The 19494-nt window shown below is 64.9% G+C and carries 17 protein-coding genes; 9 read left to right on the plus strand and 8 right to left on the minus strand.

All coding sequences use genetic code 11. The features are described 5' to 3' along the window. The first annotated feature begins 72 nt into the window (after positions 1-72). The 5 genes from ACFWVD_RS03035 (at position 73) to ACFWVD_RS03055 (ending at position 5525) form a co-directional block, all read left to right on the plus strand. Positions 73-924 carry a TIGR02569 family protein gene (locus ACFWVD_RS03035; RefSeq protein WP_379240237.1) on the plus strand — a complete coding sequence of 284 codons (852 nt, stop codon included), beginning with the start codon at positions 73-75 and terminating at the stop codon, positions 922-924. 163 nt (positions 925-1087) lie between these two features. Next, complete coding sequence (locus ACFWVD_RS03040; protein WP_379240239.1) at positions 1088-2965, plus strand: SCO2524 family protein; 1878 nt, start codon at positions 1088-1090, stop codon at positions 2963-2965. 5 nt (positions 2966-2970) lie between these two features. Next, entirely contained in the window at positions 2971-3924 is a 954-nt protein-coding gene (locus tag ACFWVD_RS03045; RefSeq protein WP_379240240.1) for an SCO2523 family variant P-loop protein, read from the plus strand. A gap of 149 nt (positions 3925-4073) precedes the next feature. Beyond that, the gene (locus tag ACFWVD_RS03050) at positions 4074-4601 is read left to right on the plus strand and encodes a GNAT family N-acetyltransferase (protein WP_379240241.1); all 528 of its coding nucleotides are present in this window, start codon (positions 4074-4076) and stop codon (positions 4599-4601) included. Positions 4602-4673: 72 nt separating this feature from the next. Further along, on the plus strand, positions 4674-5525 hold the full coding sequence (locus tag ACFWVD_RS03055) for a hypothetical protein (RefSeq protein ID WP_379240242.1): 852 nt from the start codon (positions 4674-4676) through the stop codon (positions 5523-5525). On the opposite strand, the gene ACFWVD_RS03060 is transcribed toward ACFWVD_RS03055, so the two are convergent. The 4 genes from ACFWVD_RS03060 to ACFWVD_RS03075 are packed head-to-tail and all read right to left on the minus strand — an operon-like array spanning position 5526 to position 10329. Continuing rightward, on the minus strand, positions 5526-6545 hold the full coding sequence (locus tag ACFWVD_RS03060; protein ID WP_379240243.1) for an SCO2521 family protein: 1020 nt from the start codon (positions 6543-6545) through the stop codon (positions 5526-5528). It lies immediately after the preceding gene. A 2-nt stretch (positions 6546-6547) separates the two neighbouring features. After that, complete coding sequence (locus tag ACFWVD_RS03065; RefSeq protein WP_379240244.1) at positions 6548-7561, minus strand: SCO2522 family protein; 1014 nt, start codon at positions 7559-7561, stop codon at positions 6548-6550. Next, positions 7562-8497, minus strand: coding sequence for an SCO2523 family variant P-loop protein (locus tag ACFWVD_RS03070; protein WP_379240245.1), 936 nt, complete (start codon positions 8495-8497; stop codon positions 7562-7564). Beyond that, a complete protein-coding gene (locus ACFWVD_RS03075; protein WP_379240246.1) occupies positions 8494-10329 on the minus strand; it encodes an SCO2524 family protein in 1836 nt (611 codons plus the stop codon). Before ACFWVD_RS03075 ends, ACFWVD_RS03070 begins: the two co-directional genes overlap by 4 nt. A gap of 196 nt (positions 10330-10525) precedes the next feature. Here ACFWVD_RS03075 and ACFWVD_RS03080 point away from each other — a divergent pair, with 196 nt between their 5' ends. Next, a complete protein-coding gene (locus ACFWVD_RS03080; protein WP_379240247.1) occupies positions 10526-11539 on the plus strand; it encodes an SCO2522 family protein in 1014 nt (337 codons plus the stop codon). 22 nt (positions 11540-11561) lie between these two features. Next, positions 11562-12533, plus strand: a complete 972-nt coding sequence (locus tag ACFWVD_RS03085) for an SCO2521 family protein (protein ID WP_379240248.1) — start codon at positions 11562-11564, stop codon at positions 12531-12533. Here ACFWVD_RS03085 and ACFWVD_RS03090 read toward each other — a convergent pair whose 3' ends face one another. The 4 genes from ACFWVD_RS03090 to ACFWVD_RS03105 form a co-directional block, all read right to left on the minus strand. Continuing rightward, the gene (locus tag ACFWVD_RS03090; RefSeq protein ID WP_379240249.1) at positions 12534-13358 is read right to left on the minus strand and encodes a hypothetical protein; all 825 of its coding nucleotides are present in this window, start codon (positions 13356-13358) and stop codon (positions 12534-12536) included. A gap of 24 nt (positions 13359-13382) precedes the next feature. Next, the gene (locus tag ACFWVD_RS03095; RefSeq protein ID WP_379240250.1) at positions 13383-13910 is read right to left on the minus strand and encodes a GNAT family N-acetyltransferase; all 528 of its coding nucleotides are present in this window, start codon (positions 13908-13910) and stop codon (positions 13383-13385) included. 155 nt (positions 13911-14065) lie between these two features. Further along, on the minus strand, positions 14066-15547 hold the full coding sequence (locus ACFWVD_RS03100; protein ID WP_379240251.1) for an MFS transporter: 1482 nt from the start codon (positions 15545-15547) through the stop codon (positions 14066-14068). Positions 15548-15714: 167 nt separating this feature from the next. After that, entirely contained in the window at positions 15715-16386 is a 672-nt protein-coding gene (locus ACFWVD_RS03105) for a FadR/GntR family transcriptional regulator (protein WP_379240252.1), read from the minus strand. A gap of 216 nt (positions 16387-16602) precedes the next feature. On the opposite strand from ACFWVD_RS03105, the gene ACFWVD_RS03110 reads away from it, so the two are divergent. Both ACFWVD_RS03110 and ACFWVD_RS03115 read left to right on the plus strand, forming a co-directional pair. Further along, complete coding sequence (locus ACFWVD_RS03110) at positions 16603-17748, plus strand: MFS transporter (RefSeq protein ID WP_379240960.1); 1146 nt, start codon at positions 16603-16605, stop codon at positions 17746-17748. A gap of 279 nt (positions 17749-18027) precedes the next feature. After that, positions 18028-19473, plus strand: a complete 1446-nt coding sequence (locus ACFWVD_RS03115) for a nitrate/nitrite transporter (RefSeq protein ID WP_379240961.1) — start codon at positions 18028-18030, stop codon at positions 19471-19473. Positions 19474-19494 lie beyond the last annotated feature (21 nt).

Consider the following 19494-nt stretch of genomic DNA (forward strand, 5'->3'; position numbering starts at 1 on the left):
GTGAGGTCGCGAAGTGGAGTATCACAGCGTGCCTTGGGACTTCCGTGCCGATCTCGGGGTTACGGTACGGCCGTGACCTCAGTCGAACCTCCCGAGCATGTGCGAGCCACATTCGGGCTTCGCGAAGTGACGCCGGTTTCCCTGGGAGACTGGGACGGTGGCTGGCGCATGGGTGACGTGGTGCTCAGCCCCGTGGCCGATCACGCGCGGGCCGCCTGGTCGGCGAAAGTGCGCGAACACCTCGCCGTCGACGGCCTCCGTGTCGCCCGTCCCGTCCGTGCCACCGACGGCCGCTATGTTGTCTCCGGTTGGCGTGCGGACACTTACGTCGACGGCGCCCCCGAACCCCGCCACGACGAAGTGGTTTCGGTCTCGCTGCGCCTGCACAAGGCCACCGCCGAACTGGAACGCCCCCGCTTCCTCGTCCAACCCCCCGTCGCCCCCTGGGTCGACGTGGACGTGTTCGTGGCCGCCGACCGCGCCGCCTGGGAATCGGTCCCGCTGCGCACCCTGCGCGCGGGCGGCGTCCCCATCGCCACCACCCCCGACGGCCAACGCTCCCTGGAACTGATCGGCCAACTGTCGACCCTGCGCAAACCGGTCCGCAGCCCCAGCCAACTCGTCCACGGCGACCTGTTCGGCACGGTGTTGTTCACCGGCGCCCACACCCCCGGCCTCACCGACATCACCCCCTACTGGCGTCCCGCGACATGGGCCGCGGGGGTCGTTGTCGTCGACGCACTCGCGTGGGGTGGTGGCGACGATGGTCTCCTCGACCGCTGGTCGACCCTCCCTGAATGGCCGCAAATGTTGTTGCGCGCCTTGATGTTCCGCTTAGCGGTCCATGCACTACACCCACGTTCGACCCCCGAAGCGTTCCCCGGGTTGGCGAGGACTGCTGACATGGTGCGTTTGGCACTGTGATGCGAAGACCTCTCCGGTCCTGACCGATCGGTCGATCTTGGCCTGAAAACTGTTGACGCCCAACGTTTCTGATTCCTTCGTGCTACCGTCGTCGAGCATCGCTGTCGTGTGTCCTGCGTCGGGGGCTCACCGCAGCATTCACGAGCGGTGAGGATTGCTGCAGGTGAGAATCCAGCCCAGACAACAGATTCTGGACATTTGGAGTGCCCTCGTCTCGGCGTGTTACCGAGACGGGAAATGGGACTGGGAGGGCGGCGTCCTCGGCGCCAACTCGGTCAGTGACTCCGAACTGTTGCTGTGCCTGCTGTACCCGGCGACCGAGATCGAAAGCTTCGCGCTCGACCGGCCCGACACCATGGCCGACGACGTCCGCGAAACTCTTTACGAACTCGGCGGATCGTTCATGATCGGTCTCACGGTCTTCGAGTTGCTCGAGGAATTCCTGCAGCGCAATTCATCCGACGGCCTTCCTCGATTCGACGCGGGTAGCTACCTCCAATCAACCACCGATGACGAGCCGACAGCCTCGCAGTTGTCGATCGCTGTGGTCGACAGCTACTCGATGTCGGTCACGCTGTGTGTCGCCGGAATGGGGTTCGCCCAGGTCTTCTGCCAGGATCACAATTTCCAGGGTCAGCCGGACGCCGAAGAACGCAGCAAGAATCTCATGGCCGGGCTGAGTACCCGACTGACAGCGGCATTGACTGCATTGGTCCGCAGCTTCGTGGTCAACACAGCCGCGCCTCGCTCGCCAGCGGGTCGGGCGATGTTGTCGATGTTCAACCAGGGTGACCAACCCGAGCGGGTCATCCTCGAATCGATCCATCGAAGTCTCGAACGGGTTCGAACTCGGCTGCGAACCGACGTCGCCCTCGGCCACGCCGACGAGAACAACGATCTGCACAATGACACGTTGCTGTTCGAGTGCGGCTGGAGTTGGGGCATCCACGAGAACGCGGCCGAAGTCGACTTCGTGAGCGAGGAAGTCGAGCAACCGGTAGGCGTTGCCGATCCGCGCCCGTATCTGTACTTCACCATCGTCGCCCTCGACGGCATCAACGACGTGCTCTCGCAACGAACACGAGAGTTGAACCTGCTCAACGACGAGCAATACCGGCTCGTCGAAGCGCTACGTCTGCGCTGGGATCTCACCCAACGGTATTGGGCGACCGTCGCGCGGTTCGGATCCAGTCGCTGGCCGCTGGAAGACCTTCCCTGGAAGACCTCTGATGGCGAAGAGTCCGACTACTTCAGTTTGATCGTGTCCGCCGTGCTGATTCAGGAACTTGTCTCGCGCACTGCCTCCGATGACGACCTGACCCGTGCGGTGGGCATTTTCGACGAGTTGGCGCGGCGTGGCCGGATCACGCGCAGACCGACTCGTGACGACCCCGCTGTCGCCTTGCACACACCCGGTGTCCGAATGATGCTGCGCGGTACCGAGAAGATCAACGGTGATGGCCCGCAGTTGTCCTGGATCGTGTCGGACTTCGCACCGGTTCTGCTCAAACGAATCCTGCAGGCCGCGCGACTGTCGAACAATATCGGCGCCCGCGACCAGTTGATGGAATTGGCCAAGGAAGTGATGGACCATCTCGACCAGCGGGTCATCGCGGAGGGCGATGCCGCCCGGCTCTGGGACAATCCGGGAGCATTGTTCGGTGGCGCGCAGCAATCGCAGCCGTCTTGGTATCTGACCAAGCGGGTGCTCGAGTGCTTGGTCGCCGCGGAGCGCACCTATCGAGAGGCGCCGCTTCACTCGCCTGCCATGGTCAACCGTGCTGTCGAGTTACTCAATGAGGCTGAGCACCTGCTCAATCAGGAGATGCTCAACACCAGCACGGTCACGGAATCGGCGGCCCGCCGAAAGTCGGCCAGGATGCCCGACCGGCAGGTCTTGAGCAAAGTCGAACAACAGTTGGTCCGGGCACGAGAACTGGTGAACGTTCAACCGGGCACGTCGTTCGCGTTGGCCTCGGCCGCGCTGACCGAACTCGACACCCTCGCCGTTGCCCGCACCCTCGCGGTGGAAGGGATGTGACGCCGATGATCGTGTTCGCGACATCCGACAAAGGTGGCACCGGCCGATCGGTCACCAGTTGCAATATGGCCTACCGCCTTGCCATGGGACGCAATATGAAGGTCGCCTACCTCGATTTCGACTTCGGCTCGCCAACCGCGGGGGCGCTGTTCGAGGTCAGTTCGGTGGAGGACGGCACCGGTTCGGGGGCAGGGCTGCATTCGTACCTGGAAGGCAGAACGTCGGTACCGGAACGGGTCAACGTCCGAACCTCGACCGATCGCGAAGCACTGCGTTCGCAGCGCTCGCGTGGCGGGCTGACGCTGTTTCCAGGCGACAGGGGCGGCGGTGAAACGGTAACTGCCACCCCGGCTGTAGTCGTGCGCTGTGTCGATCTTTTGAAAGAGCTCGACACGCAGTTTCCGGTCGTGATCGTCGACCTCAGTTCGGGCCGGTCCGCGGCGATGAAGATCGCACTGGAAGCGACCAGCCCCGCGAACATGATCCAGAACAAGGTGCGCTGGCTGGTCTTTCACCGGTGGACACGCCAACACGTCATGGCGGCGCACAGCTTGGTTTGGGGCGCCGACGGAATCGTGCAGTCCGGTGTGGCCGCGATTACCAAGGGTCGTCCGTGGTACACCGAAACGGAGCTGGAATCGCGAATCCGCTACGTGCGGACCGCCGTACCAAGTTTGGCGGATGCCGCTACCGCTAGCGGTGGTCCGCAGGCCGCATGGGTGCAGAGACAAGACGACGCCTTGCGATCGCTCGCCGCGCGCAAACGGCTCGGCGCGGGCAGAGTGCTCGGCGAAACCCCGGTCGATCCGCTCCTGCAATGGCGCGAACAGATCATCCTCGACGCCGATGTCAACGCGGGTATCGCGAACCCTCCAACGGCGGAAGCGTTCGAGGATCTGGCCAGAGCTCTCATCGACGAGGACACGTGGGTACCCGTGGAGAATCGGCGTCGTGTGTAGGCACTTCTCGATGGACGAACTCGCCAACCGACCGGATCGGATGCAGTCGTGTAAATGCTGAGTACACTGCCCCTGGTTTCGATGTTCGGGATCGGCGCGGCGTCTAGGCTTGACTACATAGGTTCTTGTGCGCGAACGCAAGGGAGCAGATGACTACCATCGCGGAAACCGTGCGATATCGGGAGCCGACGCGGGCCGACCTGCCCGATATTCAGGTGATCGACGGCGCGGCCTTTCGTGACCGCTATCCCTTCTTCGTCCTGCGGCAGTTGCTGGAGGCGGACGGTTCCCGCTCCGTCGTCGCTGTCGAACCCGGCGACAGCGAGGACAAGGTGGTCGGATATGCGATGACCATCAAGGGCGAAGGCACGAGGGCATGGCTGATCAGCCTGGCAGTCTCGCCCGATCGACGCGGGTACGGCTACGGCCACGGTCTGCTGCGGCGCAGCATCAAGGTGTGCCTGAAAAAGGGTGACGTGGACGAGGTCTGGTTGACCGTCGACCCGCAGAACGTCGCCGCCTACAAGCTGTTCACGGATTTCGGTTTCGTGCTGCGCGAACATGACGAACGGTATTTCGGCGATGACGAACCTCGCGATGTGCTGGTCTACAAGCTGCACCGCCTGCCGACAGACCTCACGGCTGACACCGGCGAAAACGGTTACACTGGAACTTGATTCGGGGGTATTCGCCTGCGGCCAGGCGCAGGCTGGGCACGACACGGGGGTGATCGGATGGTGGGGGCCAGGGTGCAGCCATCGCAGCACGATCCGGTCGTCAAAGATATCGGTGACCGGGCGCTGCGCTACACCCAGAAACTCGATTCGCTCGGGGTCGCCGAAACCGACGTCCTCGATGACCTGGACGTCCAAGTCGAAGCCCTGCTCGACCGCCCCGAACTGCTCAAACGAGGGCCGCAAAGCAACAAGCTGCGGTTCGGCACCGTGTACGCGGAGGTGTCGAACGCGGTGCCCAGCGATGACGAGGTCTGGCGCAAACCTCTGATCGCCGGGCTGATCGCCGCCGAAGTCGAATTCCGTGGACCGCTGCGGCTGAGCCCGACCCAGAACACCTTGCTCGCCGCGCAATTCGAGACGTTGGCTACCGCGTTGACCCGCCGCTGGTCGCCCACGGACGCGACGGATGCGCATCGCGCGCACGCGATGCGCGAGTTGCCCGCGCACGCGGTGCGTGCTTGGAGCGCCGCCGTGGAATTGCACCGCCGCGCCAAGGACGCCGGGGCGCAGGATCGGTGCGCGCTGGCGCTGGCGCGAGTGCGCCGCCGCACCGTCGCACCGGGCTGGCGGCGCGGGGTCAGCATGGTGGCAGATCTTTTGTGCGGCTACGGGTATCGGCCGTTCTGGCTGCTTGGTTGGGTTGTCGTGCTGATCGTCGTGTGCACCGGCCTGAGCCTGGTGTGGGCCGGGAACACGTCGTGGATCGACATCGTCTATCTGGGTGTCCTCAATCCGCTGGATCCGAAAGATGACAACGACTTGGCCGCACCGGTGCGCGTCCTGCTCGGGGTCGAGGCGTGGTTGGGCGCGGTTTCGATGTCGGTGTTCTTCGCGCTGTTGGTCCGTCGCTGGTTCCGGCTGTGATCACCAGCCACCAGGCGGGTCTTCGCCGCGCGCGGCGAAGTACGTAGCCACCTCGATCCGGCGCTGCACCTGTTCGACGCGGGCTGTCCACTGTTTGGAGAAGTTGGCCGCTGCTTGCAGGTCTCGCCACGGTGCCCGCATCGCGGCCGGGACCTGCGCACCCGGCATCCACAGGTGCGCGAGATGTTCGAACACCGGGGCGAGCACAGCGACCTGCTGGCCGTCGCTGAATGCCTCGGCCGCAAGCACTTTCGCGTCGATGACCGTCAGTAGCCAGTCGTGGACGGCGACATCCTGACAGAACCGTAGGGCGTCGGGGAGATCCGTCGCCTCCCGTACCGTCACTCGTAAGGTCCTGGACAGGTCGTCCTCGACACGCATCGACACCGCCGGCCCGGCGGCGCCACCGATGATGGCGGTCCATCGCAGCCGCGTGGTCGGTGCCCGCAGCGGCGGGCGTTGGTCCAGTACCGGCGAGGACCTCAGTTCGTCGAGGTGCCGGGCGCAGATCGAGGCGAGATCCAGCGTGTTCGGGCCGGGTGGGGCGAAATAGCCTGCGGCCAATTCCTTGTCGGCGATCGCGTGGTCGGGCAGGTCACCGATCACCTCAGTCACTCCGACTTGGCTGATGTAATGCGACCATGGCCTGCGCTTCTTCTGCGGCGGCCGCACTACCGTGGTGTGCGCGGACAGTTGCGACAACCGGCCACCGACCAGGACCGCGGTCGACTCCACGGTCCCTACCGCGCGTGCGGTCGTGGTCGTGCCCCAGCCGAGGTGGCAGTCGACGCCGGTCGCGCGACGCGGCGAAAAGGCAAGCGCCCCAGGGCGTTCACGCCGGCGAACGGTCGCGCCGGCAACCGTGGACAGCAGTTCGTCGGTGGCCTGGCTGTCCATGGTCAACGAATGCGGAAGCAGGCAGGTGCGGATCTCGCCGAGCACCACCAGCGGCGTCGGCGGTCCTGACGTGGCGCGGCGCGCTGGTGGTGGCGTGCGGGTCGAATGGTTCACGTCGGTCACGATCAGGTCCCATCTAGCAACAGATGTCCCACGCGTTCAACGACTTTGGCCGGAACCAGCACGCCCTCGGCACTACCGAGGGCCGCGACCTGCGCGGCGACATCGTCATCGGGCGCGAGGTGGTCGAGGATGACCCGCACCGCCGACTCGATCAACAGATAGCGTTTGGGCAGCATCGACAATGTCCGGTACGCCGTGAACGGTGCCGCGTCCGGATTGAGCCGCATCACCGGCGGCAGGTCCGTCCAGCGGTCCGGCCAAGCCCGGTCGGCAGTCCACAGCTGCGGATCTACCACGGGCGCACCGTGATAGCGCAGCATGCCGAGGCGCAACAGCTGCCACACCGCGGCCAGGAACGGGCACGACCAGCGTCGCTCCTGGTCCTGGTCCTGGTCCTGGTCCTGGTCGTGCCAGAGCTCCACGTCGAGGAAGATAGAATGCTCGCCGCGGCCGTACTCCTGCGGCGGCCGGTATGGCTGCGGATGCATCGCCGGGCGCGACGAGGCGTTCTGCTCCCGACGCCCATTACACAGCCACCCGGACTCGGCGGTGGGTGGTCGACGGCCGTTGGCGACTTCTTCGTCCTCGGGCTGGGCGATGAGCCGAGCCGCCACCATCTCCGCGACTGGGACATTTTCTCCGACGGCGACCCCGCCCGCAAATACTGGCGCTTGGTGGCAGGCCGATTCCCTGGCCAGATAGTCGATGGTCAATCCGGCGTCGGCGGCGGCGCCGAGCAGGCCGTCGAGCACGTCGGCCGGTTCGAATCGGGGTTGGAAGTAGTCATCGGTGAGGTAGCAGGTACTCACCTGGGTGTCCGGCCCGAATTCGATTCGCGCCGACTCGATGAAAGCGGCGACCAGCGGGACCGCGCGTCGGAACTGCGCGCGGACGAGGTCGGTGTCGTAGAGGATTTCCTCGTGTCGGAAATGGCAGACCTCGATCGACAGGTGAGCCATGGGTAGCGGTGTGATGACCGATTCCTCGGACGCCTCGCGATAGGTTGGTGAATTCATCTACTCGATATCCCAGGTCGCCGAATCGGTAAGTCGCCGAGCCAGATCCGTGTATGCCTCGACAGTCGCCAGGTTGGCTAGCCGGGCGTTCACGTCGGCATCGAGGATGAGCTGTTCGCGCCACTGCAGCATCGGCTCGATCGGTGTCTGCCCCAACACCATGGCCGCGCCGATGCCCTCGGCCATGGCCAGTTCGCGCAGCGCCTTGGACTGCTCGTTCAGCCAAGCCGCCTGCGGCGGGTCCACCGATCGGGCACCTTCTGACGCGGCGACTGCCGTGCGCACGCAACGGGTGGACGCCAGCAGATCCCGGCGGTCGTGACGCAAGAGTGCGCCGGTCTCGATCAGCCCATGCGAGCCGTGCACCAGGCCACCAGCGGCCAGCACATGCTGGCGTGTCCACCGATGGAACACGAGCCAGCGGTGCGCGCGATGCGCCAGCATGCTCGAGGCGGTGGCCCGTAACGCGATCTCGAGGGCGATCGAGCGGCCGGCGCTGAGATCGACTATCACCACGGCGAATTCGCTCAGTAGCTTGGCGAGCAATGTGACGGCACGTGCCACCATGGCGTCGTCACAACCGAATTCGGCGCCGCCCTCGTCACCGGGCAGCAGCACCAGTTGGCCGGCTCCGGGCGCCGGTCGACGCAGCTGGGGGCGGTCGGTTTCGCGGCCGACGACCAGCCGCCGCGGTTCGCCGGTCTCCCCGAGGAGATACGAATGCATCCCGCGACCCTCGGTGACGCCGCGTCCGGCGTGGCCGATCTCGAACAGCGCGCCGGCGGTCGGAGACCCGAAATCGAAGTCGACGTAGGCGACGTCGAGGCCGCGCAGACACAGCCGGTAGGCAACGTTGCAGCTGGTGACCGAGCGTCCGGTGCCGCCTTTGTCGGAGGTCGCGAAGACCAGCATCGAGTCAGTGCCTGGGGCGCTCATCGGGTGGCGTCCTCCCGGGCATAGGCGAGCGCGTCGAGCCGCTCCAGTGCTTTGCCTGCCAGCGAGTCCGCTGAGTGCGGCCGCTTGGTCAGGATGTCCGCGGCACGGTCGAGTAGCTGTTGGATCGCCGCCAGCTCCTGGAAGCGCGGCGAGTACTCGGCATCGGTGACCTGCAGCAATTCCTGATTGAGCAGATGCTCGGCCTCGCCGATCCTGCCGATCGCGGCGTTCACCACCTCGTCGGTGGCCAGCGGCGGTCGAGTGTAGGTGTTGTGCGCGACGACCAGGCACTCCATCATGCGTTCGGTCAGGAACCACGATGGGGCACCATCACCGTTCGAGCCGAGGTTGTCCCACAGGCCCGCCGAACGGCCCCCGACGATAGACCGGTCCTGCATGTGCTCCAGGGACGCTGCGGCGAGGTCGAGCAGTTGCTCGCGGGTATCCACGTCGCGCGCCAGCCGCGCGGCCTGCAGACTGCGCTTGAGCAACAGTGTGGTGAAGTCGTTGACGTGGTAGCCCAGGATCGGGCCGGCGTCGATGGACTCAGATCCCTTGAGCGTCAAGGTGACTCCGGGATAGTGCAGCAGGGCAGCGGGATCGTCCGGGATCTCGCGGTGGATGATCTTGCCCCGGCGGGCCAGCTGGCGCAGCACTGCGGCGGTGCGCGCGAGGTCGGTGGTGGACTCCCGTTCCAGCAGTTCCTGGATGAGGAAGGCTGTCACGGCCAGGCTGTAGTAGTCCGACTGCTTGCCGTCGGAAGTCCGCCACGGCAGGTCTTCGAGCGGCCAGCGGCCGGTGCCGAAGCGCGAGATCGTGGACCAGTAGCGCTGGGTCAGTTCCGCGCGGCGCTTGAGCGACTCGACCAGCAGGATCTGATGCGGCTCGAACAGGTCGGATTCCTGGGTACGTTGGGAGTACAGGTCCTTGATCCCGTCGAGCGCGACGAGGGTGAAGTAGAGGTAGGGCTCGGTGACCGCGACGCCGGGTTGGCTGGCGATCCGGCCGCTGAATTCGGAGAGGTTACCGGCGTTCGTGTCGATTCCCCACGACCAGCCGCATTCGAAGGCCCGATTGGCGTCGTTGAGGTCGATGTCGGCGGAATGGCCGCTGCGCACATCGAGTTTGGCCTGCACCCGGATCTGTTCGAGCGCGTCGGTGAAGTCGGCGATGACGTCTTTCACCGGGGCACCGGTCTGGTTCACCAGCTGCAGGATCTCCTGCCCAGCGGGGGACGAGAATTTCGGGGTGTGGATGACGAAACTCCGGATCAGACCACCCATCGCGGAGGTCAGTCGGGCGCTCACTCGGGGGATCAGCGCCTCGATGCGCTCGCTCAGCCGCCGGGCCTCGCGGCGCACCTCGTGCACCAGGTACCGCTGCATTCCACGCAGGAAGCGTAGCGACGCGATGCACAGACTCAGCGACATCGAATACGAGTCGACCACCTCGAGCTCGCACTGCGCAGCTGTCGGCTCGCCGAATCCCACATCGCGAAAGTAGCTGCCGCCTGCAAACAGCGGCTCCCCGTCGGCGTCGGTGTAGGCGTCTATGAACTCCTCGATCTTCGTCACCAGCGCGGCGCTGACTCGGATGTCGTCGCCCAGCACCGCCATCACCGAGGCGATATCGTCGGCGGTAGCGATGCTGTCCGGGTCGAGGGCGAAACTCGCCAGCTCGGTCGCCGGATACAGCAGGCACATGAGCTGCTCGGCGTCACTGATCGAATTGCGTCCGTCACGTCCGCCCCAGACCCAATTGCCATCGCGGAACGAGGTGCGCAGGTGCGCGCGCCAGAGATCCAGAAGTTGTTGCCGCGGTCGAACTCTCATCGATACCCCCTACGTACCACTGCCCCTTCAGTGTGGACGCTCGACCACGTTCTTGTCATCGGTTGTGCTGGAATACCTTTCGATGTTCATCGGCGATGCCTCTTGTCACTTCTCACTGGGTGCGTCATCGTTCCGGTCAGCAGCGGGCCCGCGTCGAGTGTCGGCATCGCATCCAGCCGGATAGGCTCTTGGACTTGTGAGTTCACTGTTTCACGAGGCGACAGCCGGGGTTCGGATCGCGGCAGTGCCGATGTCGCATGTCTCGATCGAGATCGGGCGATTCTCGATGGACGAACTCGCCCACTGCCCCGACAAGATCGGCGCCGATCTGACTAGAGTCGCACCGCTGGTGCACTCCTTCGCCGAGCGGGCCCGCGACGAGTTCGCTGACCGAGCTGGCGGCCGTTCAAGAGTTCGGGTCAGCACCTGTTTCCTGATTGACGACTACTTCCGTGGCGATACCGACCCACGTGAAATCTTGCCGCGGTTCCTGCGACTGGTCGGTGAATCCAGTATCGAACTCGACTATCTAGGCCGCGAATCCGCTTGTGCGTTCGCGCCGCGACCAGACAGTGATTCGATGCCGATTCGCCTTGCTCGTGTGGTCGCAGACATGGTCGTGGCTGAGCCACCCCCGGGATATGACGGGCGTCGTCCACCGACCTCTGAGCTCGGTTGGTTGGCTAACGGTGAGCGTTCCAGTGACCACGATAAGTCGCGCGCGAGCAACTTGGGCGCCTACTTTCCTCCAGGGGAGCTGGGGTCACGCAACCACTCGGTGCACTTAGACGTCGAGATGTGGCGCGGAACTCCCGAGCATGAAACCGAACCGAACTATTGGTCGTACCCATTCCTGGCATCGGTCTGGCAGTTGTTGCGGCTCGGAATGCTTCGCTACGAAGGCGGCCATGTCGCGCAGCCGCAGGATTTCACGGATTGGCATCCAGACACCCTGCCTGCCCGATGGAGCATGTTGCCTGCTGTCATGCAGTTGCGCGAGCGGCCCAAACCGTTTGCGGCGTACCGTTCGGTGTCCATCATGCACAAGCGATACCTCGGTGTCGAACACTCGGTACAGCAGATTCTCGACCATGTCAGTATCGAACCGGGGGTGCGTGCAGCATTCGCTGAGTGTGCAGCGCGGGATCGAATGCCACTATCCGACAGTCAAAGTGACCGTCTCCAGTACGTCTTCCTCAGCGCGTGCTGAGGCCGAGACGTAATCTACTCTGATGCAGCTCGGCGGGTCGACACTTGCGGTTCTGGGTGAGGTGCGGACGACGTTATTGCCGGAATCAGCTGCACTGAGTAGGGATTCAGCTGCTGAGCTTGTCGCCGTGGCCCACGGCGTGCCCGTTCGCTCGCGTGATCGGCCGGTGAGTTGGGCGCAATCGCCAGTGGTCGCAGAAGGAGTGGATTGTCGACTCACCGTTCCGTCGTCTCGTCGCGTCCGAGCGGTCGGCGCGGTCGCAGTCCAGGCGACGGTAACAGGGGGCCGCATCGTGCAGACCGCGGCATGCTGCGCGCTGGTCGGCGCGCAATCAGGCCGCCGTCAGCCGTGGGTGCACTACATGGGTCAGGTCGGGGTGCTCGATGTACTGACGCCCATCACGCCAGGGATCGACCGTGAGATCGCCCAGGGGTTTGTCGCGATGACCGAGCCGGCCAACGCCAGTTTCGACCCGGGTGCGATCGCGGCGCGGATGGCGACCAGACTGCGGCGTTCACCCCTGCTCAACCAGCGGCCGCCCATGTATTCGGACTCGACTCGCCTGAGGTGGTCGGCGCGCGCGGTGCCCGGTATCGAACCTTCGTTGACGGTGACCATGCACGACCGCGAACTGCGCACAGTGGAGATTGTGGTCGGCGACGTCGAGCAGTTGGCGGACGTGCAGGCGTTCTGTCACGACTTGGCAATGCACGACTGGCTGCTCACGGCGCTGATCGAGGCCGCCGACGAAGCGGCGGAGCCGTTCGAGCCATCGGACTTGTCCGTCGAACGAGCGCTCAGCCCGATGCTGGAGCACCTCGTTCACCTGTGGATGCCCGGCGCCGCGACGCCACTGTCGATGCGGGGAATGTGGACCCGTCTCGAGACCGATCCGGGATTCAGTCGCCAATGGCATGCGCGGGTCGGGCAGATGCGTGACGGGCTCGCTGTCGCCACGCTGACCGCCTTGAACCGAGCGAGGTCGGACTGGTAGTCAGAGCCGGAACAGGCGCCGCGCCAGGAGCGCGAAGAACACCGATGTCGACACCAAGCCGATGGCGGCCTCGGCGGTGAGGACCAGGAGTATGGCACTGCTGTCACCGTTGAGGTCGTCGTAGCCCGGTGGGCTGAGGATGCCGACCGTGGCCAGGTAGGTCATCCTTGCGGTGTTCTCGGGTGGGGTGAGGAGAACAACCGTCGTCGTGAACAGCGCGATCTCTGCGGAGATCCAGGCAAGCAGGCGAAAAGGTCGATACCCGTACCCGCACAAGAGATCTGAGATGTAGCCGCCGACGCGCCGCATGCGCGATCGCCCCGCCTTGGTTCTGGCACGGGCGTGCGCGAGACTGCAACGGTCCTGTTCACGCGGGTTCTCGTTGACGGTGTGCAGGTGTGCGGCCTGACGGAACGCTAGGGCCGCGTGCATCGGAAGTCTGTCGGCGAGTAGTTGGGTGCCAACTCCCTCATAGACTTCGGCGAGCAGCGAATTCTGGGTGCGACTCAGTCGCAGGGGCCCTCGAAACTCGACTTCGGCGGCGAAGAATGCGGCGAAAGTCGCGTTCACGTTGCGAGTGTTCGAGTCGGCGAACCGGTATGTCTTCGCGAAAATCAGGCTGTCGCCGACTCTTCGGCTGCTTGGCGGGGTATAGCGCAGCAGAATCTGTTCGACACCGTGATTGAAATCCTCGATCAGCGATCTTTCATTGCGAGGATGATCTGATTCCGCGATCTCGTCGACGAATGCGTCGGCATGACGTTGGACGAGAACGGTCTTGGATGTGATGAAGTCGCTGAGGTGTCGCTGTTCGCTGAGACTCATGGAATTCCTCCCGATCGCCACCGGCTAATCGCCCGGCAGTAGATATTCGGTCTTCTGCCACCGCGGACTGGCCTGCAGAACTGGCAGCGGTGCCAACCGGCGCACCAGGAGTTCGCGCGGCTCATCGACCCCGAAGTACTTCTCCTCGTCGCCGACCTCGCGGAAACCGGAGGTCTTGTAGAGGTTGGTCGCAGAGGCATTCGACGGCCGAACAGTGAGGAGAGTGTTGAGGTCGGCCGCACGGCACCTCGTGACAGCCCGCTCGATCAAGGACCTGCCGAGCCCGCGGCCCTGATGGCTCGACGACACCGCAAGGCCGATCAGCCAGGCATCCTGCACCTGACCGGCCGCGACGAGCACGTATCCACCCACAGCGCCTGCAAGATCGGCCACCACCCACAGGGCTCCGTGACTGTAGAACAGTTGGCGCAGGACGAAATAGGGGTAGGCGAGTGGTGAGAACTCACGTGATTCCAGCTCGGCGATCGCGGGCAGGTCATCGAAGACGGCCGACCTGAACAACGGTTCGGTCAACCCGTTCGAGATGTCCAATACCGTTCACCTTTGTTGCGCCGGTGCAAGTCTCGCGCTCCAGAGTAGGCGCAGGCTCCGTGTGCAGGCCAGAAGGAGCTATGAAAAGTACAGAACAGCCGAAAGCCACGTTCGGGAGGGGCTCCGAACGTGGCTTTCGGCTGGGAGGGGGTGGGTCAGACGTTGGCGTAAGCCAGGGACGGAACCTTGTCGGTGGCGAAGGAGGTGCGCAGGTAGCACCACCACGTGACACCGGCCATCACCAGGAAGGCGACCGCGTATGCCCAGAAGGCGGGCGCCATGGTGCCGAAGTTGATGTTGGACAAGCGAAGTGCCTGCTGCAGGATGAACCCGCCGAAGGCGCCGACCGCGCCGATCACACCGATCGCCGCGCCGGCCTGGCGGCGGGCCGAGGCTTGGGCTTCGGTGATCTCCATGCCGTGTTCGGCGGCGTACTTCTTGGCGGTGGCACCGAAGATCGAGGGGATCATGCGGTAGGTGGAGCCGTTGCCGACGCCGGTGAGCACGAACAGCAGCAGGAACGCGGCCAGGTACAGCGGGAAGCTCTTCAGCGACAGCGCGGTCATGATCAGCGCGACCGCTACGGCCATGCCGGTGAACACGATCACGGTGATGCGGGCGCCGCCGACCTTGTCGGAGATCCAGCCACCCACCGGGCGGCTGAACGAGCCGACCAGGGCGCCGAGGAAGGCGAGGTTACCGACCATGCTGATCCAGCCGATCTGGGTCAGGTGCGGGAAGTTGGCCTTGATCAGGGTGGGGAAGGCGAAGGAGAAGCCGATGAACGAACCGAACGTGCCGATGTACAGGAACGACATGATCCAGGTGTGCGGGTTGGTCAGGGCCAGCTTGTAGGACTTGCCGTCGGCCTTGGCGGACACGATCGAGTCCATGTAGCGCAGGGCGCCGAACGCGGCGACCAGGATGAACGGCACCCAGACCAGGATCGCCAGGGTGATGCCGAACCGGTAGCCCGCGGCGTCCTTGGCCAGCAGATGCGTGCCGAGGGTGATCAGCAGCGGCGCGACCAGCTGCGTCTGCGCCACACCGAGGTTGCCACCGGCGGCGTTGATGCCGAGGGCCGCACCCTTTTTGCCTTCGGGGAAGAAGAACGAGATGTTGGCCATCGAGGAGGAGAAGTTGCCACCACCCACGCCGGCCAGCGCCGCCAGCAGCAGGAATACCCACATCGGGGTTCCGGGCTGGTTGATGAAGTACGCCAACCCCAGGGTGGGGATCAGCAGCATTCCCGCGCTGAAGACGGTGAAGGCTCGCCCGCCGAACTTCGGCACCGCGAAGGTGTAGGGGATGCGCAGGGTGGCGCCGACCAGGGTGGGGACCGAGGTCAGCAGCAGCGCGTTGGCCACGGCGGTGGGGTTACCTTTGCCCAGACCTTCCAGGAAGGTGAAGCCCGCGGCGCCCATGGCGGTGACGATGGAGCCGAACAGCACCCACACGCTGAAGCCCAGGTTCTCGGCGAACACGGAGAACCACAGGTTCTTCTTGGCGGTCTTCTCGCCGCCCGACTCCCAGAATTTCGCATTGTCGGGTTCCCACTGGGTGAGCCAGCGTCCCTTCGTCTGATATTCGAACGACGGAGATTCCGTCGCCTGGCCGGTGGCGGCGATTGCGGTCATCGGCTTCCTCTCGATCGAGCGCTTGTGCGGTGTCGAGATAAAGGTAGGAGCCAGTTGTTGCGTGACAATGGCCTCAGGTGACATTCCCGGCAACTACGGCTCACCGTGCGAATTCGCTGGTGGTGACGCCCCGGTTACTTGGATTCAGTAATTGCGATCGTCGCTGCTCAGCGGTCCGGATATTCTGCGAGCAGCGATCCGAGGAAGCAGTTGGCCGCGCGCACAGCCCGTTCGGAGTCTCCGTCGATGATGGCCTGGACGAGCTCTTCGTGCTCGGTGTCGTACGCGTCGTCGGACTTCTCGGTGCGCGCGTGGATCACCTGCTCGATGATCGGCAGCAGCGAATCGTAGAACTCCAGGTATACCGCGTTGTGGCTGGCGACCACGATCGCGCGGTGCAATTCGACGTCGGCGGCGATGGCGACCGGGTCGGCCTGGGCCCAATCGCGGTTGCTGCGTTGGGCGAGCAGGCGGCGCAGGGTGGCGATATCGGTGTCGTCGCGGCGCCGCGCGGCCAGGCTCGCGGCCTGGGTGTCCAGGGCTTGGCGCAGTTCGAGGATGTCGCGTTCCTGCGCGTCGGCGAAGTACTTGCCCAGTGTGCCGCCGACCTCGGAGGTGGCGATCACATAGGTGCCCGAGCCTTGCCTGCGTTCGAGCATCCCCGCGTGCACCAGCGCCTGGACGCCTTCGCGCACGGTATTTCGACCGGTCCCGGTGAGCTCGGTGAGCTCGGGTTCGGTGGGGATTCGTTGACCGACGGGCCAACGGCCGGAAAGGATCTCGGCCCGAAGCTGTTCAGTCACCTGAGCTATGAGGCTGGTTCGCCGGACGGGTTGCACGAGACCAAGGGTACCGCTCGTCACAAACCATTGCCCCTATCATCGGGTCATCCTATGATTTTGGGCATGCCACCCCTGTACCAAACTCAGCCTGACTCGAGCTATGAATCGACCATCGCGGTCGACCAGCACGATGTCGCGAGCTTGGTCACCCCTCCCGAGGTCAGTCGGCGTTCACTGATCGAAGGCCGCCTGCTGGTGCTGGCGGCCATTGTGATGTCGGCGCTGACCCTTCGCGCCGCGGTCACCGCGTTCAGCCCGCTTGCGGAGAAGATCGGTGCCGAGATCGGCTACGGGACGGGAATCGTCGGGGTGTTCGGCATGTTGCCGACCGCCATGTTCGGTCTCGCGGGCCTGGTCACGCCGGTGATCGTGCGCCGGTTCGGGCTCGAGCGGACCGTGTTCGTGGCGATGCTGCTGGCCGGTTCCGGGTCGCTGGTGCGGGTGTTCTCGACCGGGACCGCGGAGTTGCTGGCGTTCTCCGGAGTGGCGCTGCTGGGCATGGGTATCGGCAATGTGGTGATCCCGCCGCTGGTGAAGCGGTATTTCGGCGACTACCTGGCCGTGATCAGCTCGCTCTACATCGTGATGGTGCAGCTCAGCACCGTCATCCCCGCGTTCATCGCGGTGCCCGTGGCCGAGGCGCACGGCTGGCGGATCTCGACGGGGGTGTGGGCGCTGATCGGTTTCGCGGCGGCGGTCCCGTGGTTCATCGTGCTGCGCGATCGGCGTGGTCGCGACGTCGTCGACACCACCGCGCTGCCCGCGTCGGCGCCCGAGACCGGCAAGGCCTGGCGTTCGCCGGTGGCGTGGGGGATGGCCGGCATGTTCGGCATGACCTCGCTGACCACCTACGCCATGTTCGCGTGGCTGCCCAAGATCCTGTCCGACGCGGGCGCCAGCGCCGGTTACGGCGGCACGATGGTCGGCCTGTTCGCCCTGATCGGGCTGGTCGGCGCGTTCGGCGCACCTGTGGTGGTCTCCCGGATGCGCAATCCGTTCCCCGTGGTGGTCGGCTGCATGGTGTTGTTCACGACCGCGTTCGTCGGGTTGCTGGTGGCACCGATGCATCTGACGCTGCTGTGGATCGTGTTCCTGGGTCTCGGCCCGTCGACCTTCCCGATGGCGCTGACGCTGATCAACCTGCGCACCCGCACGCCCCAGGGCTCGGCGGCGCTGTCGGGCTTCACCCAGGGCGTGGGTTACGCGGTCGCGTGCACCGGACCGCTGCTGTTCGGCATGTTGCACACCAGGACCGGCGGCTGGCTGGCCCCGTTCTGCCTGCTGTTCGTCGCCATCGGCGTACTTCTCGCGGGTGCCTGGCAGGCGTGCAAACCGCGCATGCTCGAAGACACTTGGTGAATTCCTCACCGCTGATTGTCCGCCGAAGTGCGGTTCGCGTGACTCTGTCCTAAAATCGCACGGACGAGGCGTAGCTCACACCCTCACCGGTGATTACCTCGGTTTCTCGCTGCTTCCTTACGCGCGGAAATCGTTGTGTCACATGCCCGAAACAAAAGGGCCGATCTCACCTCTGTGACCGAGCGCAGGTGAGAAACCGTTGATTCAGGCGCAATTTCCCGCAGCATTTCGGCAATACCCATTTCCTACCGTTGGGCCATCGCACTTTTGGGAGGCCCAATCTTGAGCACGCTGAAGCGAAACCACGACATCGACCACTGGGATGCCGAGGATGTCGCGGCCTGGGAAGCCGGCGGCAAGGACGTGGCCAAGCGCAATCTGATCTGGTCGGTGATCGCCGAGCACATCGGTTTCTCGGTGTGGTCGATCTGGTCGGTGATGGTGCTGTTCATGCCCACCGACAAGTACGGCATCGACGCGGCGGGCAAGTTCTTCCTGGTCGCCATGCCCACCCTGGTCGGCGCGTTCCTTCGCATTCCCTACACCGTGGCCACCGCCCGCTTCGGCGGCCGCAACTGGACGATCTTCTCCGCGTTCCTGCTGCTCATCCCGCTGATGCTGACGCTGTACTTCATCAACCAGCCCGGCACTTCCTACACGACTTTCCTGATCGTGGCCGCGTTCGCCGGCTTCGGTGGCGGCAACTTCGCCTCCTCGATGACCAACATCAACGCCTTCTACCCGCAGCGCCTCAAGGGCTGGGCGTTGGGCATGAACGCCGGTGGCGGCAATATCGGCGTCCCGGTGATCCAGCTGCTGGGCCTGCTGGTGCTGGTCACCCTCGGTGCCGATTACGCCTCGGTGATCTGCGCGGTCTACCTGGTCCTGGTCGGTTTCACCGCCGTGGGCGCCGCGTTGTTCATGGACAACCTGACCAACCAGAAGGCCGACCTGTCGTACATGGTCAAGGCCCTGCGCGTGCCGCAGTCGTGGGCGATCGCGTTCCTGTACATCGGCACGTTCGGTTCGTTCATCGGTTACAGCTTCGCCTTCGCCCAGATCCTGCAGATCAGCTTCAAGGCCGGTGGCGACACCGCCACCCAGGCCGCCATCCACGCCGCGTCGATCGCCTTCATCGGCCCGCTGCTGGGTTCGCTGGCTCGCCCCTACGGCGGCAAGATGGCCGACCGGATCGGTGGCAGCAAGGTCACCATCGCCACCTTCGGCGCCATGATGGTCGCCGCGCTGATCGTGATCACCGCGTCGACGATGGCCGACAGCAACAAGGGCATCGCCACCGGTTCCACCATGACCCTGCTGGTGGCGGGCTTCATCTCCCTGTTCGTGCTGTCGGGTTTCGGCAACGGCGCCGTCACCAAGATCATCCCGTCGGTGTTCGAAGCCAAGTCCAAGAGCCTGCCGGTCTCGCGCACCGAACAGGCGGCCTGGTCGCAGAACACCGCGGGCGCCCTGATCGGCTTCGTCGGCGCGATCGGCGCGCTGGGCGGAGTCGGCATCAACATGGTGCTGCGCAGCTCCTACGCCAGCACCGCCTCGGCGACCACCGCGTTCTGGGTCTTCCTGGCCTTCTACGTGGTCTGCGCCGCCGTGACCTGGACGGTGTTCCTGCGCCGTCCGCGCATCACCACCGACTCCGACGTCGTGGTCGAAGCCGAATCCCTGGTCCTCGAGGCCGAAGCATCCACCCCGTCGGCTCGCGGCTGACGCCCGACCACTACCAAGGAG

This window comes from Nocardia sp. NPDC058666, from assembly GCF_042714895.1.
GTDB lineage: Bacteria > Actinomycetota > Actinomycetes > Mycobacteriales > Mycobacteriaceae > Nocardia.